Consider the following 19332-nt stretch of genomic DNA (forward strand, 5'->3'; position numbering starts at 1 on the left):
GCCTCGCAATGCAGCTAGGAGGAATTGGATCCAACCATCAAGGCTACCAACTGCTCGGCTGCAGCGTGAACTTCGTGGTTCACGATCGTCACGTCGAACTCGCTCTCGGCCGCCAGCTCGGCGCGCGCGGTCTCCAGCCGGCGCTCGCGCTCGGCCTCGCTCTCGGTGCCGCGGCCGACGAGACGGCGGACGAGCTCGTCCCACGACGGAGGCTTGAGGAAGACGAACAGCGCCTCGGGCATCGTCTCGCGCACCTGCCGCGCGCCCTGGAGGTCGATCTCCAGCATGGCGGGGTGCCCGGAGGCCAGGGCGAGGTCCACGGGGCCGCGCGGCGTGCCGTAGCGGGCGGCCTTGTGCACGACCGCCCACTCGAGCAGGTCGCCCTTCTCGATCATCGCGTCGAACTCGGCGTCGGAGACGAACCAGTAGTGGACGCCGTTCTCCTCCCCCGGGCGCGGCGGTCGGGTCGTGGCGGAGACGGACAGCCACACCTCGGGGTGCGTACGGCGCACGTCGGCCGCGACCGTGCCCTTGCCGACGGCGGTGGGACCGGCCAGCACGATCAGGCGCGAGCGCCGGGTCGGGTTGCCCGTGCCGGACTCGATCACTGGAGGCCCGTCACTGTGCGTCAGGGCCGAACTCGCGCTCGAGCGCGGCGACCTGCTTGACGCCGAGACCGCGCACGCGTCGGCTCTCGGCGATGCCGAGGCGCTGCATGACCTGGCGGGCGCGGACGCGGCCGAGGCCGGGTACCGACTGGAGCAGCTCGACGACCCGCATCTTGCCGATGACCTCGTTGGTCCGGCCCTCCTCGAGGACGTCGAGGATCGAGCCACCGGAGTTCTTGAGGCGGTTCTTCACCTCGGCCCGCTCACGGCGGGACGCCGCAGCCTTGTCGAGGGCTGCCTGGCGCTGCTCGGGCGTCAGTGGGGGCAAGGCCACGAAGAAGGTCCTTCTGCTGTTGTCGGGCGGTCGGTGCGGGTCAATCTAGTCAGAGCGCGACGCGGTCGGCAATCGGGCGGGAGGTCGGGAGACGGAGAGTGACGAGGGCGACACCGGGCGGCTCGGTGGCCTAGTCGACCCGGATCGTCCGGGTGTCGATCTCGGGGCCGTCGCTGCCCTGGGCGATCCCGACGGGGTCGTCGGTGCGGGCCTCGACGACGTAGGTCCCCGGTGCCCACCCGGAGGTGTCGAGCTCGTAGCGCCACGGCCACAGCCGGCCGCAGCACTGCTCGGTCGACGTCGCGTCGTCGAGGACGGTCTTGCCCGACGCATCGACCACCCGGATCCCGACGGTCGCCTCGAAGGACTCCGCGAGGCCCGAGACGTCGACCACGCCGCTGACCACGGTCCCCTCGGCCGGCGTCAGGACGTGCATGGAGCTCAGCACCCCGCTGCGATCGGCCGCCGGGTAGGTGTCGTCAGGCCCCGTCGCGGGGATGCCCAGGAGGTCGGTGACCGGTTCCGGTGAGCGCCCGGCGGTGAACCGGACCGGCGCCTCCACGCGACCGACGGAGCCGAGCGTCCAGACGACCTGCTGGATCGCGAGGTGCGCCTCCCGCATCGACGTCCCCGGCGGTCGCCGGGTGGCGGCAGCGTCGACCAGCCGGACGTCGTAGTAGCCCTCGTCGCCGTCCCACCGCAGGGCCACCTGCTCGACCACGTCGCCGTTCCAGAGGGTGCTCCGGTCCGGGTCGTCCGGCGCGCCGGCCATCACCGTACGGACGGCGGCCAGCAGGTCGTCGCGACCGCGGAGGTCGGTGGGCTCGGCGAACAGCTGCCACTCCCCGGTGCGGGCGCGGCCTCCGCCGAAGAACACCAGGCCCCGCGGCAGGCCCGACGAGGGACGGGCAGCGGGCATGTCCGATGCGGCGGTCGGGGTCGTCGGCGGCACCGCGGATGTCGGTCCGCCGCTGGTGGCCGCGCGAGGCGCGGTCGCCGGTGCAGGTGGATCGCCGCCGCAGCCGCCCAGCAGGGCCGTCAGGACGAGGAGTGCCGAGCCCACTCGTGTTCCGTGCATACGTCTGGGACGCGCCGGGAACCCGATCGGTTGACGAGGGAGGAGCCCCTCATCTCGACAGCGGGGTCCCACAGACGTCGAGGGCGTGCTGCTCGACGGCCGCCATCGCGGTGACCGTCTGCTCGGACCCGACCTCGCGGGCCGCAGCCTCGATCTCCTGGCGACCCGCCTCGTCGAGGTCGGCGGGCGGCTCGTCGGAGGTGTACGACGACGCGTCGACGCCGTTGTCCGCGAGCGCCTTCTCGAGCGCGCGCAGCGGCTCGATCACCGCGTCCCAGTCGTCGGCGATGTCGCGGGGCGCCTGCTGGCGGAGGTCGTCGTAGGTGTCGAGCGCGTCGAACAGGGCACCGGTGTCCTCCGACGCGGCGATGTCGGTGAGCTCCGCCTGGTGCTCGCTGACCGCCTCGCAGTACGTCTCCTGCGGGTCGCCCGAGCAGCCGCTCAGGGCGAGCACGGCGAGGAGCAGGACGGGGGCGGCACGCGTCACGCGCCCCACCCTCGCACGGCGTCGTTGCCGCGCAGGGCGGCGTCACGCAGCGCCGTCACGTCGGGTCCGGCGGCCAGCACCTCGCGCGACGAGCTGGGCAGCGCCCAGCGCGCGGCGGCACCGAAGATCCGCTCCAGGTCGTCGGCGGTGCCGCCCTGTGCGCCGTAGCCGGGCACGAGGAACGGGCCGTTGATGTCGAGGTCCTCGTCGGTCGAGCCGATCGTCGCCCCGACCACTGCGCCGAAGGAGCCCACCGGGTCGGCGCCGTCGTTGAGCCGGCGCAGGTGCCCGAGCACGGTCCCGGCGACCGTGCCATCCTCGGTGCGGGCGTGCTGCACCTCGGGACCCTCCTTGTTGGACGTGAGGGCGAGGACGAAGAGCCCGCGGTCGTGCACGCGGCAGGCCTCGACCATCGGGTCGAGCGAGCCGAAGCCCAGGTAGGGGCTCGCGGTGATCGCGTCGGCGGCCAGCGGCGAGGCGGGGTCGAGGTAGGCGTCGGCGTAGGCCTGGCTCGTCGAGCCGATGTCGCCGCGCTTCACGTCCAGCAGGACGAGGGCGCCGGCTGCCTGCGACTCGGCGATCACCCGCTCGAGCACGGCGACCCCGCGGCTGCCGAACCGCTCGTAGAACGCGCTCTGCGGCTTCACCACGCCGACCACCGGCGCGACGGCCTCCACCACGGTCAGCGCGAACCGCTCGAGCGAGGCGACGTCGTCGGACAGGCCCCACTGCTGGAGGAGCGCGACGTGCGGGTCGATGCCGACGCAGAAGCGGCCGCGCTCCTCGATCGCGTAGGCGAGCCGGGTGCCGAACGTGGTCATCAGTCCTCCTGGGGTGACGAGGTGAAGGCGGCCCTCAGCCGGGCCACGGTCGTGGGGTCGTGGAGCAGGGCGGTGCCGACCTGGACGCTGGCCGCACCGGCGTCGAGGTAGGCGTTGGCCGAGCGCAGGTCGTGGACCCCGCCGCAGCCGATGGTGGGGAGCTCGGGCAGCGCGCGGGCCACCTCCGCGACGCAGCGCAGGGCCACGGGGGCGATCGCGGGTCCGCTCAACCCGCCGGAGCGGCCGTCGGGGAAGGCGGCGGGTACGGCGTTGCCGATGACGACGGCGGTCGCACCGGCCTCGTGGCACGAGCGGGCGCCCTCCACGATGCGCGAGACGTCGGGGCGCAGCTTGGCGAGGACCGGCCGGTCGGCGGGAAACTCCCGTCGCACGGCCGCGATCACGCTGGCGGAGTGGTAGGGCTCGCGCACCTCGAACAGGCCCACGCCCACCTCGTCGGGGGCGCCGACGTTGACCTCGAGGCCCGCGACGCCGGGCGCGCGGCTCAGCCGCCGGGCGAGGTCGGCGTACTCCCCCATGGTCGCGCCGGCGATCGACACGATGACGCGGGCGCCGGCGCGGACGAGCCACGGCAGCTCGGTGGCGAGGAAGTGCTCGAGGCCGGGGTTGGGGAGCCCGACGGCGTTGACCAGGCCGCCGGGGACCTCCTCGATGCGCGGTCCGGGGCCGCCGGCGCGGGCGTCGAGGGTGATCGAGCGGGTGACGAAGTCGAGCCCGTCGAGGCCGTCGTCCCCGCAGTACGTCGCCAGCTCGCGGCCGGTGCCCCCGCAGCCGGCGGCCACCATCACGGGACCGGGGATCACAACGCCTCCCATCGCACGCGGTCGCCGCGGACGACCGGGCCGTCGGCGCACGTACGGACCACCCGGTCGACGCCGTCCTCCCCCACCACCGGGAGGACGCAGCCGTGGCAGAGGCCGGTGCCGCAGGGCGTCGGCGTCTCGACGGCGACCTGGCTCCACGCGCCCGCCCGCTCGGCGGCGCCGGCCGCGGCGCGCAGGACGGCGTGGGGGCCGGCGGCGTAGACGACGTCGGCGTCGCTACGCCGGAGCAGGTCGTCGACGTGGTCGGCGACAGTGCCGCGCAGGCCGACCGAGCCGTCGGCGGTGAGCACGGTGACCGAGCGGGCCGAGCGCCGCGCCTCCAGCGCCGCGAGCAGCCGTGACTCGTCGGGCGCGGAGACGACGAGCGAGACGCCGCACCCGCGCTCACGCAGTCGCTCGGCGAGCGGGAAGAGCGGTGCGGCGGCGTAGCCCTCCCCGACGAGCAGGCACGACACGGCGTCCTTGGGCAGCGCGAAGGGGCGACCCAGCGGTCCGGTCAGCGCGAGCCGGGTGCCGACCGGCTGGGCGGCGAGCCACGCGGTCCCGCTGCCGGCGCCCCTGTCCTCGACCACCACGTCGAGGGTCGGGCCGTAGGAGCTGGACGCGCGGACCCGGTGCACCCACAGCGCTCGGCGGGCGACGTGGCCCTCCACGGTGACGGCGACGAAGTTCCCCGCCCGGAAGCGCTCGGGGACGCCCGGCGCGGTCAGGGTCAGGTGGCGGTAGCCGCCGATGCGCTTGGTCGCGACGACCTCCGCCTCGACGTGCACCGGCCCCTGCACCTCGCTCATCCCCGGGCCAGTCCCCGCACGATCCGCTGCGGCCACAGCGGACCCTCGTAGACGAACGCGGTGTAGCCCTGCAGCAGGTCCGCACCGGCTGCGAGCCGGCGTCGCGCGTCGTCGACCGTCGTGATCCCACCGACCCCGACGAGGGTGAGGTCGGGACCGACCCGCCCCCTCAGGAGGCGTACGACGTCCTCCGACCGCTGCGTCAGTGGCTGACCGCTGAGCCCTCCCGCGCCGATCTCCTCGACCGCCGCGGCCGGGCTGGCCAGGCCGTCGCGGCTGATCGTGGTGTTGGTGGCGATGATCCCGTCGAGCCCGGATGCCAGCGCGAGGTCGGCCACGGCGAGCACGTCGTCGTCGCTCAGGTCGGGCGCGATCTTCACCAGCAGCGGCACCCGGCGGTCGGGGGTCGCCTCGTCCGCACGGCGGCGTACGGCAGCCAGCAGGGGCTCGAGCTTCTCGACGGCCTGGAGGTCGCGCAGGCCGGGCGTGTTGGGCGAGGAGACGTTGACGACGAGGTAGTCGGCGTGACGGGCGAGCAGCCCGGTCGACTTCTCGTAGTCGCGGACCGCCTCGTCCTCCGGCACGACCTTGGTCTTGCCGATGTTGACGCCCAGAACGGGCGGACCGAGGAACGAGGTCCGGCCGTGATGCGAAGCAGCCTCAGCCACCGGGGGGTTACGAGACCTCCAAGCAGCAAGTCTCTTCGCGACCACCTCCGCGCCGTCGTTGTTGAAGCCCATCCGGTTCACGATCGCCCGGTCGGCCTTGAGCCGGAAGAGCCGCGGCTGCGGGTTGCCGGGCTGCGCCTCCCCCGTCACGGTGCCGATCTCGACGTGGCCGAAGCCGAGGGCCGCGAGGCCGTCGATGCCCACAGCGTTCTTGTCGAACCCCGCCGCGAGGCCGAGCGGGTGCGGGAACGACAGGCCCAGCGCGTCGACGCGAACAGATGCGCCGACTCGGCTCGCTGTCGGCGCACTGATGAGCCGACTCGTCACGGGTGCGGCCGCCCGGATCGCCCGGAACGCCGCGTGGTGGATCCGTTCGGCGTCGACCCGGGTCAGGGCCTGGTCGAAGAGGAGGTCGTAGGGCTTCACTCGCCCCTCGCCAGCTTCGCCCAGTCCTGGAGCGACCTGACTCCGATGTCGCCGCGTCGCATCGCCTCCAACCCCTGCACGGCGGCGCCGAGACCCTGGATCGTGGTGATGCACGGGATGTCGGTGGACACGGCCGCGGTGCGGATGTCGTAGCCGTCCGCGCGGGGCGAGCCGCCGCTGGTCGCGCCGTGCGGCGTGTTGATCACCAGGTCGACCTCGCGCGCCCAGATCCGTCCGACGATCGTCGGCTCACCGTCGGGGCCCTCGCCCTCGGAGTGCTTGCGCACCACGGTGGCCTCCACGCCGTTGCGGCGCAGCACCTCGGCGGTGCCGGCGGTCGCGAGGATCTCGAAGCCCATGTCGGCGATCTGCTTGACCGGGAAGATCATGTGGCGCTTGTCGCGGTTGGCGACCGACACGAAGACCTTGCCCGACAGCGGCAGCGAGCCGTAGGCCGCGGCCTGCGCCTTGGCGAACGCGGTGCCGAAGAAGGCGTCGAACCCCATCACCTCGCCCGTCGAGCGCATCTCCGGCCCGAGGAGCGCGTCGACGGTGCGACCGTCAGCGGTCTTGAAGCGGTCGAAGGGCATGACCGCCTCCTTGACCGCGATCGGCGAGCCGTCGGGCAGGTGCCCGCCGTCGCCCTCCGCGGGGAGCACGCCGGCCGTCCGGAGGTCGGCGATCGACTCGCCGAGCATCACACGGGCGGCCGCCTTGGCGAGCGGCGTCGCGGTCGCCTTGGAGACGAACGGCACGGTCCGCGAGGCACGCGGGTTGGCCTCGAGGACGTAGAGCACGTCGGAGGCCAGCGCGAACTGGATGTTGAGCAGCCCGCGCACGTCGAGGCCGCGGGCGATCAGCTCGGTCGAGCGACGGATCCGCTCGACCTCCTCACGGCCGAGCGTGATCGGCGGCAGCGCGCACGACGAGTCGCCGGAGTGGATGCCGGCCTCCTCGATGTGCTCCATCACGCCGCCGAGGAAGAGCTCCTCACCGTCGAACAGCGCGTCCACGTCGATCTCGACCGCGTCGTCGAGGAAGCGGTCCACGAGCACCGGCTGGCGCTCGTTGATCAGCCCGTTGGCGACGTACTTCTCCAGGTAGGCCTCGAGCGCGTCGTCGTCGTAGACGATCTCCATGCCGCGCCCGCCGAGGACGTAGGACGGCCGCACGAGCACCGGGTAGCCGATCTCGTGGGCGATCCGCTGCGCCTGGGGGTACGACGTCGCGGTGCCGTGCTTGGGCGCCGGCAGGCCGGCATCGGCGAGGACGCGACCGAAGGCGCCGCGCTCCTCCGCGAGGTGGATCGACTCCGGCGAGGTGCCGACGATCTTCACGCCCGCGTCGGCGAGTCCCTGCGCCAGGCCGAGCGGCGTCTGGCCGCCGAGCTGGCAGACGACACCGGCCACGGGGCCGGCGAGCTGCTCGGCGTGCACGATCTCGAGCACGTCCTCCAGGGTCAGCGGCTCGAAGTAGAGCCGGTCGGAGGTGTCGTAGTCGGTGCTCACCGTCTCCGGGTTGCAGTTGACCATGATCGTCTCGTAGCCCGCCTCGGCCAGCGCGAGCGACGCGTGCACGCAGCTGTAGTCGAACTCGATGCCCTGGCCGATGCGGTTGGGCCCGGAGCCGAGGATGATCACGGCCTCCTTGCCCTCCGCGCGCGGCTGCACCTCGGTCTCCTCGTCGTAGGACGAGTAGTGGTACGGCGTCTGGGCGGCGAACTCGGCCGCACAGGTGTCGACGGTCTTGTAGACCGGCCGGATGCCGAGGGCGTGGCGCACGCCGCGGACCACGTCGGAGCTGAGACCGCGGATCTTGCCGATCTGCTCGTCGGAGAAGCCGTGCCGCTTGGCCAGCCGCAGCAGGTCGGGCGTCAGCTCGACCGCGTCGATGAGCTGCACGGCGACCTCGTTGATCAGCGCGAGCTGGTCGAGGAACCACGGGTCGATCCTGGTCGCCTCGAAGACCTCCTCGGGCGTCGCGCCGGCGCGGATCGCGTCCATCACCTTCTTGAGCCGGCCGTCGTGCGGGACGGCGACCTCGGCGAGCAGCGCGTCCTTGTCGAGCTCGACGAACTCCTTGTGCCAGTCGAAGGGCGCGTGCTTGCTCTCCAGCGAGCGCAGCGCCTTCTGCAGTGCCTCGGTGAAGTTGCGGCCGATCGCCATCGCCTCGCCGACCGACTTCATGTGCGTGGTCAGCGTCGGGTCGGCCTCGGGGAACTTCTCGAAGGCGAACCGCGGCACCTTCACCACGACGTAGTCGAGGGTCGGCTCGAACGACGCCGGCGTCTCCTGCGTGATGTCGTTGGTGATCTCGTCGAGCGTGTAGCCGATCGCGACCTTGGCCGCGATCTTGGCGATCGGGAAGCCGGTCGCCTTCGACGCCAGCGCGGAGGACCGCGAGACGCGCGGGTTCATCTCGATGACGATCAGCCGGCCGTCGGCCGGGTTGACGGCGTACTGGATGTTGCAGCCACCGGTGTCGACGCCGACCGCGCGGATGATGGCGATCGCGAGGTCGCGCATCTTCTGGTACTCGCGGTCGGTGAGGGTCAGGGCCGGCGCGACGGTGATCGAGTCGCCCGTGTGGACGCCCATCGGGTCGAGGTTCTCGATCGAGCAGACGATCACGCTGTTGTCCATGCGGTCGCGCATGACCTCGAGCTCGTACTCCTTCCAGCCGATGATCGACTCCTCGAGGAGCACCTCGGTGGTCGGGCTGGCGGCGAGGCCGGCACCGCCGATGCGGCGCAGGTCGGCCTCGTCGTAGGCCATCCCGGAGCCGGTGCCGCCCATCGTGAAGGACGGGCGGACGACCATCGGGTAGCCGAGGTCCTCGGCGGCCGCGAGCAGGTCGTCCATCGAGTGGCAGATGGAGCTGCGGGCGGACTCGCCACCGAGCTGCTCGACGATCTTCTTGAACTGCTGGCGGTTCTCGCCGCGCTCGATCGCCTCGATGGACGCGCCGATCAGCTCGACGCCGTACTTCTCGAGCACGCCGGCCTTGTCGAGGGCCATCGCGCAGTTGAGCGCGGTCTGGCCGCCGAGGGTCGCGAGGAGTGCGTCGGGGCGCTCGTGGGCGATGACCTTCTCGACGTACTCCGGGGTGATCGGCTCGACGTAGGTCGCGTCGGCGAACTCGGGGTCGGTCATGATCGTGGCGGGGTTGCTGTTGACCAGGACGACCCGCAGGCCCTCCTCGCGCAGCACCCGGCACGCCTGGGTGCCGGAGTAGTCGAACTCGCAGGCCTGGCCGATGATGATCGGCCCGGAGCCGATGACCAGGACGCTCTTGATGTCGGTGCGCTTCGGCATCTCAGGCCTCCTTCTCTGCACCGTTGGTCGAGGAAGGCGCGCCGGCGCCTGTCACGAGACCCGGATCTGGGTTTCGAGACGCATCACTCGGCCGGCTCGCAGGCTCGCCGTCCGAGTCGACGCTCCTCAACCTCCTCCCGTCCCGCCCGTCCGTCGCAAGCTCCGTTCGGCCGCGCTCGGACATCAGGTCGGAGAAGCGGTCGAAGAGGTACGCCGCATCGTGCGGGCCGGCCGCGGCCTCCGGGTGGTACTGCACGGAGAAGCTGGTGAGGCGACCGTCGGCGTCGCGCAGCTCGAGCCCCTCGACGACGTCGTCGTTGAGGCACACGTGGCTGACGGTGACCTCGCCGAACTCCGTGGTCGTCGAGCCCTCGAGCGGGGCGTCGACCGCGAAGCCGTGGTTGTGGGCGGTGACCTCGACCTTCCCGGTCGTGCGGTCCATCACCGGCTGGTTGATGCCGCGGTGGCCGTACTTCAGCTTGTAGGTGCCGAAGCCGAGCGCGCGGCCGAAGAGCTGGTTGCCGAAGCAGATCCCGAAGTAGGGGATGCCCGCGCGCAGCGCGCCCTGCAGCAGCTCGACCTGGGCGGTCGTGGCGGCCGGGTCGCCGGGGCCGTTGGAGAAGAAGAGGCCGTCCGGGCCGACCGCCTGGACGTCCGCAAGCGTCGCGGTGGCCGGGAGCACGTGCACCTCGATGCCGCGCTCGCTCATCATCCGCGGGGTGTTGGCCTTGATGCCGAGGTCGATCGCGGCGACCGTGAAGCGCCTCTCACCCTGCGCGGGGACGACGTAGGCCTCCTGGGTGCTGACGGCCTCGCTGAGGTTGGCACCGGACATCTCGCCGGACTCCAGCACCCGCTGGAGCAGGCGGGTCGGGTCGGTCTCGGTGGTGGAGATCCCGACGCGCATCGCGCCGCGCTCGCGCAGGTGGCGGGTCAGGGCGCGGGTGTCGACGCCGCTGATGCCGACGACGCCCTGGTCGCGCAGCGAGTCGTCGAGGGTGCGGGTGCTGCGCCAGTTGCTCGGGACCCGCGCTGGGTCGCGCACGACGTAGCCGGCGACCCAGATGCGCGAGGACTCCGGGTCCTCGTCGTTCATCCCGGTGTTGCCGACGTGCGGAGCCGTCATCACGACGACCTGGCGGTGGTAGCTGGGGTCCGTCAGCGTCTCCTGGTAGCCGGACATGCCGGTCGAGAAGACGGCCTCGCCGAAGGTCTCGCCCTCGGCACCGAAGGACTCACCGCGAAAGGTGCGACCGTCCTCGAGGACCAGCAGTGCTGATCGGAGGGGCGCAGCGGTCTGGTTCCTGATCTGATTCTCGGCAGGCAGAGCCATGCCGTACCTCCTTCTCCGCCTCACGGGACGGATCGTTAAAGGATGTTCGAAGCGAGGCCGACCCTACCAGCGGAGCCGCTGTCGGAGGCCATCGTGTCCGCGCCGGAGGTGTGTCGATCTGCTGGCGCAACCGACGGGCCGGGCCCATCATCGGCGTATGACTCGACCCACCCTCCGGCTGGTCCTCGCGATGCTCATCGGCGTCGTCCTCGTCACCACGACGTCCGGTCCGGCGTCTGCTGCAGCACCTACCTGCTCCGACATGAACGTGGGCGTCCCCCACAACGTCGCGCTGCCCGTCTTCCTGGCCTGCTCGGGCGGCACGGGGGTCGGCTCGCCCGACGTCGTCATCACCTCGGCTCCCTCGAAGGGCAGCCTGAGCGTCCCCACCGGCGTGTCCAGCACGGACCAGTGGGTCGTGTACACCCCCGACCCGGGCCAGTCGGGCACCGACTCCTTCAGCTTCCGCGGGGTCTCGTCCGGGAGCGGGGCCGGCGGCTCCGACGAGCTCAGCGCCGTCCACACTGTCTCGCTGCTCATCGGAGCGGGCACCGCTCCCACGTGCCACGCCGTCTCGCAGTCCGTGGGTACCGGCACCTCGACTGCGGTGCGGCTCGTGTGCGACGCGGGGGGCGACCCCATCACGTCGTTCTCGATCGCCCAAGGACCCGCTCACGGTTCCCTGGGCCTGTCCGGCCTCGGGAACGGGGTCGTCACCTACACGTCGGTCGCCGGCTACGCGGGCACCGACACCTTCGCCTTCCGGGCCACCTCGACCTGCGGAGCACCCGTCTGCCAGTCGGTGGCGGCGAGCGTCGACCTCACCGTCCTGCCCACCCAGGCAGGGCCTGTCGGCCCAGAAGGCCCTGCTGGACCGGTGGGACCGGTGGGACCGGTTGGACCCGCAGGCGCCACCGGGGCCGCGGGTCCCGCGGGACCGGTCGGTGCGACCGGACCCGCCGGGGCGGACGGCGCCGTGGCGTTGGTCGATCGACTCGTCCTCGTCGCCCCCACCCCGCGGATCGTCTCCGCGACGGGGCAGCGGGTACGGCTCTCCTACGCGGTCACCCGCGATGCGACCGTCTCGCTGGACGTTCGGCGCGGAGGCAGGCTCGTCACGACGATCCGGACCTCGGCCGCCACCGGTCGCAACACGGTCATCTGGAACGGTCGCGACCGCGGCGGGCGGGCCGTCGGCGGCCGTTACGTCCTCGTGCTCCGAGCCACCGCCGGAGGCCAGCAGTCGAGCGACACAGTGCGGCTGGTCCTGAGGAACTGAGGTCTCACCCCTGTCCGAGCGCCAGCTCGGGGCCCTCCCAGCGTCGCCGGAGCCACCGGTCGTGGGAAGCCAGCACCACCCCGCCGGGAGCGGTCCCGAGGGCCTCCTCGAGCTCGCCGGCGAGGGCGAGCGACACGTGGTTGGTGGGCTCGTCGAGCAGGAGGAGGTCGGGCGCGGCGGCGATCGCGACGGCCAGCCCGAGGCGTCGCCGTTGACCGACCGACAGGCTGCCGACCGGCGTGCGGTGGTCGCGCGGGTGCAGCAGCCCCAGGTCGCGCAGGGCAGGTGCGTCGGCGATCGTCTGCACCGCGGCGGCGTACGTCGCCAGCGCGGAGCGCGACGGATCGCTGACCTGCGGGTCCTGGGTGAGCTCGCGGACGGTGCGCGCGGAGACGTCGACCGAGCCGGCGGTCGCGGCCAGTCGCCCGGACAGGACGCCGAGCAGCGTGGACTTGCCCGAGCCGTTGGGCCCCGTGAGCAGCAGGTGCTCCCCCGCCGCCAGGTCGAGTCGGGCGACCCGCACCCGGCCCTCGACCTCGACGTCGCGCGCCTGGACGAGCCGTCCGGACGCGCTCGCGGTCAGGTCGCCGCGGAACCGCAGCGGCGCCGGTGGCTTGCGCACCTGCTCGCGCTCGGCGACGTCGAGACGTCGCTGCGCGTCCTTCTTGCGTCGCGCGAGCGTCTGGTCGACGCGGCCGCCCTTGAAGGAGTAGATGTACTTGTCCCCGTCGGTCGGGCCGCGGTCGTGGGCGATCGCGCTCGTCCCGATGCGGGTGGCGTCGCGCAGGCGCGCGATCTCCTCCTGCTGGACGGCGTAGGTTTCCTCCCAGCGGCGGCGGGCGTCGGCACGCGCCTCCTCGTACGCCGTCCAGCCGCCGCCGAAGCGGCGCCCACCGCTGCCGTCCGTGCCCAGTTCGCCGGCGTCGAGGTCGACGAGGTCGGTGCACACGTCGTCGAGCAGCACCCGGTCGTGGCTCGCGAGCAGCACGACGCCCGGCAGGTCACCCAGGAAGGCCGTCAGCACGTCGATCGCGTCGTCGTCGAGGTGGTTGGTCGGCTCGTCCAGCAGCAGGCAGGTCGGCCGCGTGGTCATGATCGTCGCGAGGGCGAGACGGGTGCGCTGCCCGCCGGAGAGCGTGCCGACGCGGCGGTCGGAATCCACCCCGTCCAGCCCGAGGCGGCCCGCCGCGACGGCGGCGCGCCGGTCGGCGTCCCAGGCGTCGTGGGCGAGTGCGGTCTCGAGGGCGCCCTCGTACGCCGTGTCGCCCGCGGGCGTCCCGACGGCACCTGCGAGCCGCTCGACGTCGGCGACCGCCGCGCGCAACGGCGCGAGCGTCATGGCGAGCACGTCGGCGATCGTGGCGCGGTCGCGGAAGGGAGGTTCCTGGCCGAGGAGCACGAGGTCGGCCGGTGCCGCGATGGCGCCGGAGACCCGGGCGCGCGACGGGAGACGGCCCGCGACTGCGCGGAGCAGCGTGGACTTGCCCACGCCGTTCTCGCCGACGAGGCCGATCCGGCGCCCGGGCTGGGCGAGCAGGTCGACCCCGGACAGCACCGTGCGGTCGGGGTAGGTCACGGAGAGGCCGGTGACGACGAGCGGGCGGAGGGTGGTGGGCGCAGCAGGCATGCGGACGTCCTTCGACGGATCAGGAGAGGTGACTCGCCGGGCTCACCACAGAGGGAGGGCGCACTGGTGCGCCGCCGCGGGCGCGAGTCGGGTCAGTCCTGGATCCACATGATGGGGCCGAGCCTAGGTCGAGCCCCTCGGCCTGCCAACCGGATTGTTCAGGCGACGAAGACGCAGAAGACGTGGCCCGCGGGGCTGGCGTAGGCACGCAGCGGCTCGTCGGGGTCGTCGGTGCGGTCGAACCGGAGCTCACCGCCGAGGGCGAGCACCCGCTCGTGGGCCGCGTCGAGGGCGCTGCGTGACGGCACGGTGGTGTCGAGGTGGCTCACGGACGGGTGCCCGGGCTCCGGCCACCGGCTCTCGGGGAGCCGGTCCACCTCCTGGATGGCGAGGCACCGACGGCCGTCGGGGTGGGTGAGCACCAGCCAGTCCCCGTCGTCCGGCCCGTCTGCCGGGACCTCGTCGCCGGAGCGGTAGGCCAGACCCAGGAGGGCCAGCCAGAACTCCGCCTCACCACGGACATCGGTGGCGTCGAGCACAGTGTGCAGCAGCTGCGGGATGACGGGCGGGAAATCACTCATCGGCCGACCCTACGACCTGTCAGGATCGGCTCATGAGCGCTCCGACCCCGGCCTGGATCCAGGTGTTCCTCGACGTTCCCGCCGCCGACCTCGAGCCCGCGGTGGCGTTCTGGTCCGCCGTGACGGGGTGGGCGCCGTCGGAGCGACGGGGCGAGGACGACCAGTTCCTCACGCTGCTCCCCGCGGCAGGGTCGGCGTACGTCAAGATGCAGGCGGTGGACGGCCCACCCGGGCTCCACCTCGACCTCGACGCGACGGATCGGGCGGCCGCGATCGCGCACGCGAGCGCGCTCGGCGCGACCCACGCCTGGACCTATCACGACGTGGAGGTGATGCGCTCCCCCGGCGGCTTCACCTTCTGCCAGACGCTGGTCGACGGTGACCCGACACTGGCCCGCGACGGCACGACGCTGCTCGACCAGGTCTGCCTCGACGTCCCCGCCGCGCACTGGGACGCCGAGGTCGCGTTCTGGGCCGGCCTCACCGGCCGGGAGCCTCAGGTCGGCTCGCTGCCGCAGTTCGTCCGCCTGGTCGAGGACGGCCGGCTCCGGCTGCTGCTCCAGCGGCTCGACGACGAGGACGGCACGGTCCGGGCGCACCCCGACCTGGCCAGCGCGGACCGGACCGCCGACACCGAGCGGCACGTCGCCCTCGGAGCGACCGTGCGTGACGTGAACTCGTTCTGGACCGTGCTGACCGCGCCCGGCGGTCAGGTCTACTGCCTGACCGACCGCGATCCCGGGAGCGGCACGGTCCAGCCGGTGTGACCAGACCCACGAGGCGCACCAGCCCCATGCTGCGTACTGTCGGTATGTGACCATCCCTCGGTTTGTCGCCGCACTCGCCCTCACCGCCACCGGACTTGCCGCCGGACTCTCCGCAGCACCAGCCCAGGCCATCGGCCTGACGATCCCGGTGCAGTGCGAGCTCGGCGCAGAGACGGTCCTGTCGTGGGACGGCGCGACCTACGACCTGCGAGGCACCTGCGGCGTCGTCCGGGTCGTCGCGGATGACGCCACGGTCACGATGCCGTCCGCCACCCGCCTGGTGCTCGACGGCAGCGGCAGCACCGTGACTGCGAAGCCGGTGTACGACGTCGAGGTGGCCGGACCGGGCAACACGCTCACCACGCCGTCGATCACCTCGCTCGTCGTCACCGGTACCGGATCGACCGTGACCGTCTCCGGGCTGGTCGAGAGCGCCGAGCTGACCAGCAGCGGCTCCATGCTGGGCGCCGACACCGTCAACGTCCTCCGGATGCGCGGCACCGACGCGGTCCACGCCCGCAAGGCCTACCGCACCCGCATCACCGGCTCGGACAACTCCCTCTCGCTGACCCGCGCCGACCGACTCGTCCTCACCGGCGCGCGCAACACCGTCAGCGTCGCGCGTGGTCGTACGACCCTTCGCGACCGCGGCGAGGCCAACGTCCTCGACCTGCGCCCGCGCCGGCGTCAGTAGTCGCGGCCGCCGCGCAGCGGCCCTGGCCTGCCGTCGGGATCGTGCACCCGGTCGAGCGCGAGCCGGGCGAACGGGGCGCTCCACGGGCCGACCTCGGGCAGCGGCAGGTGCCGCAGGCGACCCGGCGGCCTCGGCCCGACGCGACCCGAGGCGTGCCACGCGTCGAGCGCGCTCGCAGCGCGGTCGAAGGCGTCGTACATCGCGTGCGGGTCCGACAGGTCGGCCATCACCTCGTCGAGCCCCCGCTCGCGCACCTCGCCGAGCCGGTCGAGGTGCTCGGCCGCGAGCCGCAGCCGCAGGGAGCGGGCGTAGTCGTCGTCGAGCACGACGCACGACAGCTCGGAGTCGTGGGTCCACGAGCGGCGGTTGAAGTTGTCCGACCCGACGCTCGCCCACACGTCGTCCATCACGCAGACCTTGGCGTGGACGTAGACGGGCGTGCCGGCGTGGTTCTCCAGGCCGTACGCCGCCACCCGGTCCGGTGCGACGTCGAGGAGCCGGGACAGCGCGCGTGCCCGCCCGAGCTCCTCGGCGGGGCGCGAGAGCCGACCACCGACGTCCGGGTAGAGCGGGATCACGGCAACGACGCGCAGGTCGGGGTGCTCGCGCAGCGCGGCGAGGAACGGCTCGGCCACGTCGTCGCCCCAGAAGTACTGGTCCTCGACGTAGACCAGCCGGCGCGCCTGCCCGATCGCCTTCGTGTAGCCGAGCGCGACGCTGCGCTCTCCGCCGCGCGCGAACGGGTAGTCCCGTCCGTGCCGCAGGTTGGGGTAGGTGCGCAGCAGCTGCACCCGGTGCGGCCCGGCCGACGGCGGCGGCGGCGCCTGCTCGGGCAGCGGGTCGGGATCGGTGTCGAGACCTCGCAGCCGGTCGGACCAGCGGCGCAGGGGGCTGCGGCTCAGCGGCGTCGGATCGGTCCACCGCTCGCGGAAGACGGTCTCCACCGCGTGGACGGCCGGGCCCTGGATGCGGACCTGCACGTCGTGCCACGGCGGGTGGTCGCCGTACTCCTCGGCGAGCGGCTGGGACTGCGGGTCGCCGCCGTGGTCGGAATCGTCGCGGCGGTTGTGGGCGAGGTCGATCCCGCCGACCCAGGCGACGTCGCGTGACGGGTCGTCGCGGTGGCGGATCACCACGAACTTCTGGTGGTGCGAGCCGCCGGTGCGCACGCGCATGTCGAGCAGCACCTCGGCGCCGCGGTGCTGGAGCTGCTCGCCGAGGTGGCGGTTCTCGGTGGCGAAGAAGCCCGTCTGGTCGAGGTGGGAGCGCCAGACCAGGCCGCGTACGTCGACCCCACGCTCGTCCGCCGCACCGAGGACCTCGACCACCTCGCTCCCGGGCTCGCCCGTGAGCCGCTCGTCGGCGTCACCCTGCCAGTCGGTGAAGAGCACCAGGTCGCCGTCCACCGTCGCGCGGATCGCGGCGCACAGGTCGGCGAAGTAGGCGGCGCCGTCGACCAGCGGGACGACCAGGTTGCCGTCGGTCCATGCGGCGCCGTCCTCGCACTGCTGGTCGATGACGGTGTCGGCGTTGTCGCGCTCGCTCGCAGAGAGGAGCCACGTGCCCGGGTCGGTCACCCGGCCAGCATGTCAGCAGCCTCGTCGCCCTGTCCCGCGGCGCTCTGTAACGCTCCGGGATGCTCGCGCGCTGTCGTGGTGAATGGCCCCACGGGGAGGGCCACCGAGACAGGAGGTCACACCATGGAGCTCACGATCCTGCGGCGGGTGGCAGCGGCCACGGCCATCGCAGCGGCCGCATCGCTCACCGTCGCGCCGGGCCTGACCGGCACCTCGGCCCACGGAGCCGCGACGTCGACCCGGGCCGACTCGACGCTGTCCATCCGCGCGGTCAAGCCGGCCGTTGCGCCCGGCCGCTCCACCGCGGTCCGTGGTCGCCTGGCCACGCCCGGCGTCGAGCCGGCGGGCCGCACCGTGCTGCTCGAGGCACGTCCCGAGGGCACCCGCGGCTTCATCCCGATCGGCACGGCCACCACGGGGGTGGCAGGTGCCCTGGAGCTGGCAGTGGCTCCCGAGGCCACGACCGCCTACCGCTGGCGCTACGCCGGGAGTGTCGACGCCGACCGGGCGCGGAGCGGTGTGACGCGGATCCGCGTGCGCGTCCCGCAGCACAGCGCCGTACGCCTGCGCACCACGCTGTCGATCCGGCTCAAGGACGTCGGCGCCCGCACGGTCGTCCGCGGCAAGCTCTTCGCGCGCGGCGCCCAGGTCGGCCGCCGGTGGATCGTCCTGGTCTCCCGCCCGGCCGGCGCGGACGACTGGACCTTCTCCAGCGCCGCCCGCACGGACGGCCTCGGTCGCGTGGTCTTCGGCGTCGACCCCGAGCAGGCCACCGCCTACCGACTCGCCTTCCTCGGCAGCCCGCGGCTCCGTCCGGCGCGCAGCGCACGCGTCGTCGTGCGGACGCCCTCGGACGTGTCCATCTCCGCCGTGCCCGGAGTGATCGACCCGGGTGGTGCGTCGACGGTGTCGGGCGTCGTGACCGCCGGTGGCGCGACCGTCGCCGACGCCTCGGTCGCCCTGCTCGCCCGCCGGATGCGGCCGGGCGCCACCTGGTCGACCGTCCAGAAGGGGACGACCACCGCGGACGGCACCGCGTCGTTCGCGGTCACCCCCGACCGGTCGACGGCGTACCGCATCCGGGTCTCGCACACCGCGGGCATCCGTCCCGGCACCAGCCCGGTCGCCCGCGTCGTCGTCCGTACGCAGAGCTCGCTCTCGGTCCGCGGCCGCGCCTACAAGGCCGGCTGGTCGGTCGCCGGGCAGCTGCGCGGGGGCGGTCGTCCCCTGGCCGGCCGCATCGTCACGCTCCAGTCGGCGGCGCAGGGGACCGCCGAGTGGGTGGCGGTGCGGTCGGGCACCACGGGCCAGCGCGGCCGGGTGTTCTTCGTCCAGGCCCGCGACGCGGGCACGCAGTACCGTCTGGTCTTCGACGGGGACGAGCGCAACCTGCCGTCGACGAGCGGCACGGTCGTCGACGACTGACGATCTCCCTCTTGACCGACTCTGCCGAGGAGCACGAGCTGGACGCCACGCAGCGCCGCGAGCGGCCGGACGGGGATGCCGACCTGGCACCCGCCCGGCCGTCCGGTGCTGCCCCCACCGACGTCCAGCTGCAGGACGCCCTCGATCGCGCTCGCACCGGCGACGAGCACGGGTTCGCGCTCCTGTGGCGCACGCTGCACCCGCCGTTGCTGCGCTACCTGACCGTCCGCTCCCCCGACGCCCGTGAGGACGTCGCGTCGGAGACGTGGGTGCAGGTGGTGCGCGACCTGCCCGGCTTCGGCGGAGACGTCGACGAGTTCCGCGGGTGGCTGTTCACGATCGCCCGCAACCGGGCGATCGACCACGGCCGGACACGCGTACGCCGCTCGACGGTGCCGGTCGCGGCACCGTCCGAGCACGTCGCCGATCCGCTCACGGCCAGCGCGGAGGACGACGCCGTGGCCCGGAGCTCGACCGAGGAGGCCGTCAGGCTGGTCGCCTCGCTGCCCGTCGAGCAGGCCGAGATGGTGATGCTGCGCGTGGTCGCCGGCCTCGACGTCGCGGTGGTCGCTCGGCTGGTGGGCAAGAAGCCCGGCACGGTGCGGGTCGCCGTGCACCGGGCACTGAAGGAGCTCGCACGCGACCCGCGTGCGCGCGCACTGGGAAAGGTGGTGTGA

18 protein-coding genes are annotated in these 19332 nt (G+C 73.1%); 5 read left to right on the forward strand and 13 right to left on the reverse strand.

Annotated elements, in window-relative coordinates:
- Nucleotides 1-14: 14 nt before the first annotated feature.
- From gmk to carA, 10 genes are all read right to left on the reverse strand, one after another.
- Nucleotides 15-608 (reverse strand): guanylate kinase, encoded by a 594-nt coding sequence (gene gmk, locus JI751_RS10485; protein ID WP_307814087.1) that lies wholly within the window; start codon nt 606-608, stop codon nt 15-17.
- Between the two features lie 10 nt (nt 609-618).
- Nucleotides 619-942 carry an integration host factor, actinobacterial type gene (gene mihF, locus JI751_RS10490; RefSeq protein WP_201936068.1) on the reverse strand — a complete coding sequence of 108 codons (324 nt, stop codon included), beginning with the start codon at nt 940-942 and terminating at the stop codon, nt 619-621.
- 130 nt (nt 943-1072) lie between these two features.
- Complete coding sequence (locus JI751_RS21805; RefSeq protein ID WP_201936070.1) at nt 1073-2005, reverse strand: Gmad2 immunoglobulin-like domain-containing protein; 933 nt, start codon at nt 2003-2005, stop codon at nt 1073-1075.
- A 64-nt stretch (nt 2006-2069) separates the two neighbouring features.
- Complete coding sequence (locus JI751_RS10500; protein WP_201936072.1) at nt 2070-2507, reverse strand: hypothetical protein; 438 nt, start codon at nt 2505-2507, stop codon at nt 2070-2072.
- Complete coding sequence (gene pyrF, locus JI751_RS10505; RefSeq protein ID WP_201936073.1) at nt 2504-3328, reverse strand: orotidine-5'-phosphate decarboxylase; 825 nt, start codon at nt 3326-3328, stop codon at nt 2504-2506. The genes JI751_RS10500 and pyrF overlap by 4 nt, the downstream gene beginning before the upstream one ends.
- Nucleotides 3328-4152 (reverse strand): tRNA-dihydrouridine synthase, encoded by an 825-nt coding sequence (locus tag JI751_RS10510; protein ID WP_201936075.1) that lies wholly within the window; start codon nt 4150-4152, stop codon nt 3328-3330. The genes pyrF and JI751_RS10510 overlap by 1 nt, the downstream gene beginning before the upstream one ends.
- The gene (locus tag JI751_RS10515; RefSeq protein ID WP_201936076.1) at nt 4149-4964 is read right to left on the reverse strand and encodes an iron-sulfur cluster-binding protein; all 816 of its coding nucleotides are present in this window, start codon (nt 4962-4964) and stop codon (nt 4149-4151) included. Before JI751_RS10515 ends, JI751_RS10510 begins: the two co-directional genes overlap by 4 nt.
- Nucleotides 4961-6058 (reverse strand): quinone-dependent dihydroorotate dehydrogenase, encoded by a 1098-nt coding sequence (locus tag JI751_RS10520; protein ID WP_201936077.1) that lies wholly within the window; start codon nt 6056-6058, stop codon nt 4961-4963. Before JI751_RS10520 ends, JI751_RS10515 begins: the two co-directional genes overlap by 4 nt.
- A complete protein-coding gene (gene carB / locus JI751_RS10525; protein ID WP_201936078.1) occupies nt 6055-9372 on the reverse strand; it encodes a carbamoyl-phosphate synthase large subunit in 3318 nt (1105 codons plus the stop codon). Before carB ends, JI751_RS10520 begins: the two co-directional genes overlap by 4 nt.
- Before the next feature lies 1 nt (nt 9373).
- Nucleotides 9374-10705: a glutamine-hydrolyzing carbamoyl-phosphate synthase small subunit gene (gene carA / locus JI751_RS10530; protein WP_201936081.1), complete on the reverse strand. Its 1332-nt coding sequence runs from the start codon at nt 10703-10705 to the stop codon at nt 9374-9376.
- Between the two features lie 157 nt (nt 10706-10862).
- On the opposite strand from carA, the gene JI751_RS10535 reads away from it, so the two are divergent.
- On the forward strand, nt 10863-11984 hold the full coding sequence (locus JI751_RS10535; RefSeq protein ID WP_201936082.1) for an Ig-like domain-containing protein: 1122 nt from the start codon (nt 10863-10865) through the stop codon (nt 11982-11984).
- A gap of 4 nt (nt 11985-11988) precedes the next feature.
- On the opposite strand, the gene JI751_RS10540 is transcribed toward JI751_RS10535, so the two are convergent.
- Together JI751_RS10540 and JI751_RS10545 are read right to left on the reverse strand one after the other, a co-directional pair.
- Nucleotides 11989-13611, reverse strand: a complete 1623-nt coding sequence (locus tag JI751_RS10540) for an ABC-F family ATP-binding cassette domain-containing protein (protein ID WP_201936083.1) — start codon at nt 13609-13611, stop codon at nt 11989-11991.
- Between the two features lie 158 nt (nt 13612-13769).
- A complete protein-coding gene (locus JI751_RS10545) occupies nt 13770-14192 on the reverse strand; it encodes a VOC family protein (RefSeq protein WP_201936084.1) in 423 nt (140 codons plus the stop codon).
- Nucleotides 14193-14224: 32 nt separating this feature from the next.
- Here JI751_RS10545 and JI751_RS10550 point away from each other — a divergent pair, with 32 nt between their 5' ends.
- The gene (locus tag JI751_RS10550; RefSeq protein ID WP_201936086.1) at nt 14225-14959 is read left to right on the forward strand and encodes a VOC family protein; all 735 of its coding nucleotides are present in this window, start codon (nt 14225-14227) and stop codon (nt 14957-14959) included.
- Between the two features lie 46 nt (nt 14960-15005).
- Nucleotides 15006-15653, forward strand: coding sequence for a DUF3060 domain-containing protein (locus tag JI751_RS21810; protein ID WP_201936089.1), 648 nt, complete (start codon nt 15006-15008; stop codon nt 15651-15653).
- On the opposite strand, the gene JI751_RS21520 is transcribed toward JI751_RS21810, so the two are convergent.
- Nucleotides 15647-17230, reverse strand: coding sequence for a phospholipase D family protein (locus tag JI751_RS21520; RefSeq protein ID WP_201936091.1), 1584 nt, complete (start codon nt 17228-17230; stop codon nt 15647-15649). The two genes, JI751_RS21810 and JI751_RS21520, sit on opposite strands and share 7 nt — an antisense overlap.
- Before the next feature lie 123 nt (nt 17231-17353).
- Between JI751_RS21520 and JI751_RS10565 the strand changes: the two genes are divergently transcribed.
- Nucleotides 17354-18655, forward strand: coding sequence for a hypothetical protein (locus tag JI751_RS10565; protein ID WP_201936092.1), 1302 nt, complete (start codon nt 17354-17356; stop codon nt 18653-18655).
- Between the two features lie 11 nt (nt 18656-18666).
- Complete coding sequence (locus tag JI751_RS10570; protein ID WP_201936094.1) at nt 18667-19332, forward strand: RNA polymerase sigma factor; 666 nt, start codon at nt 18667-18669, stop codon at nt 19330-19332.

The sequence above is a fragment of the Nocardioides baculatus genome (genome assembly GCF_016735675.1).
Classification (GTDB): Bacteria; Actinomycetota; Actinomycetes; order Propionibacteriales; family Nocardioidaceae; genus Nocardioides; species Nocardioides baculatus.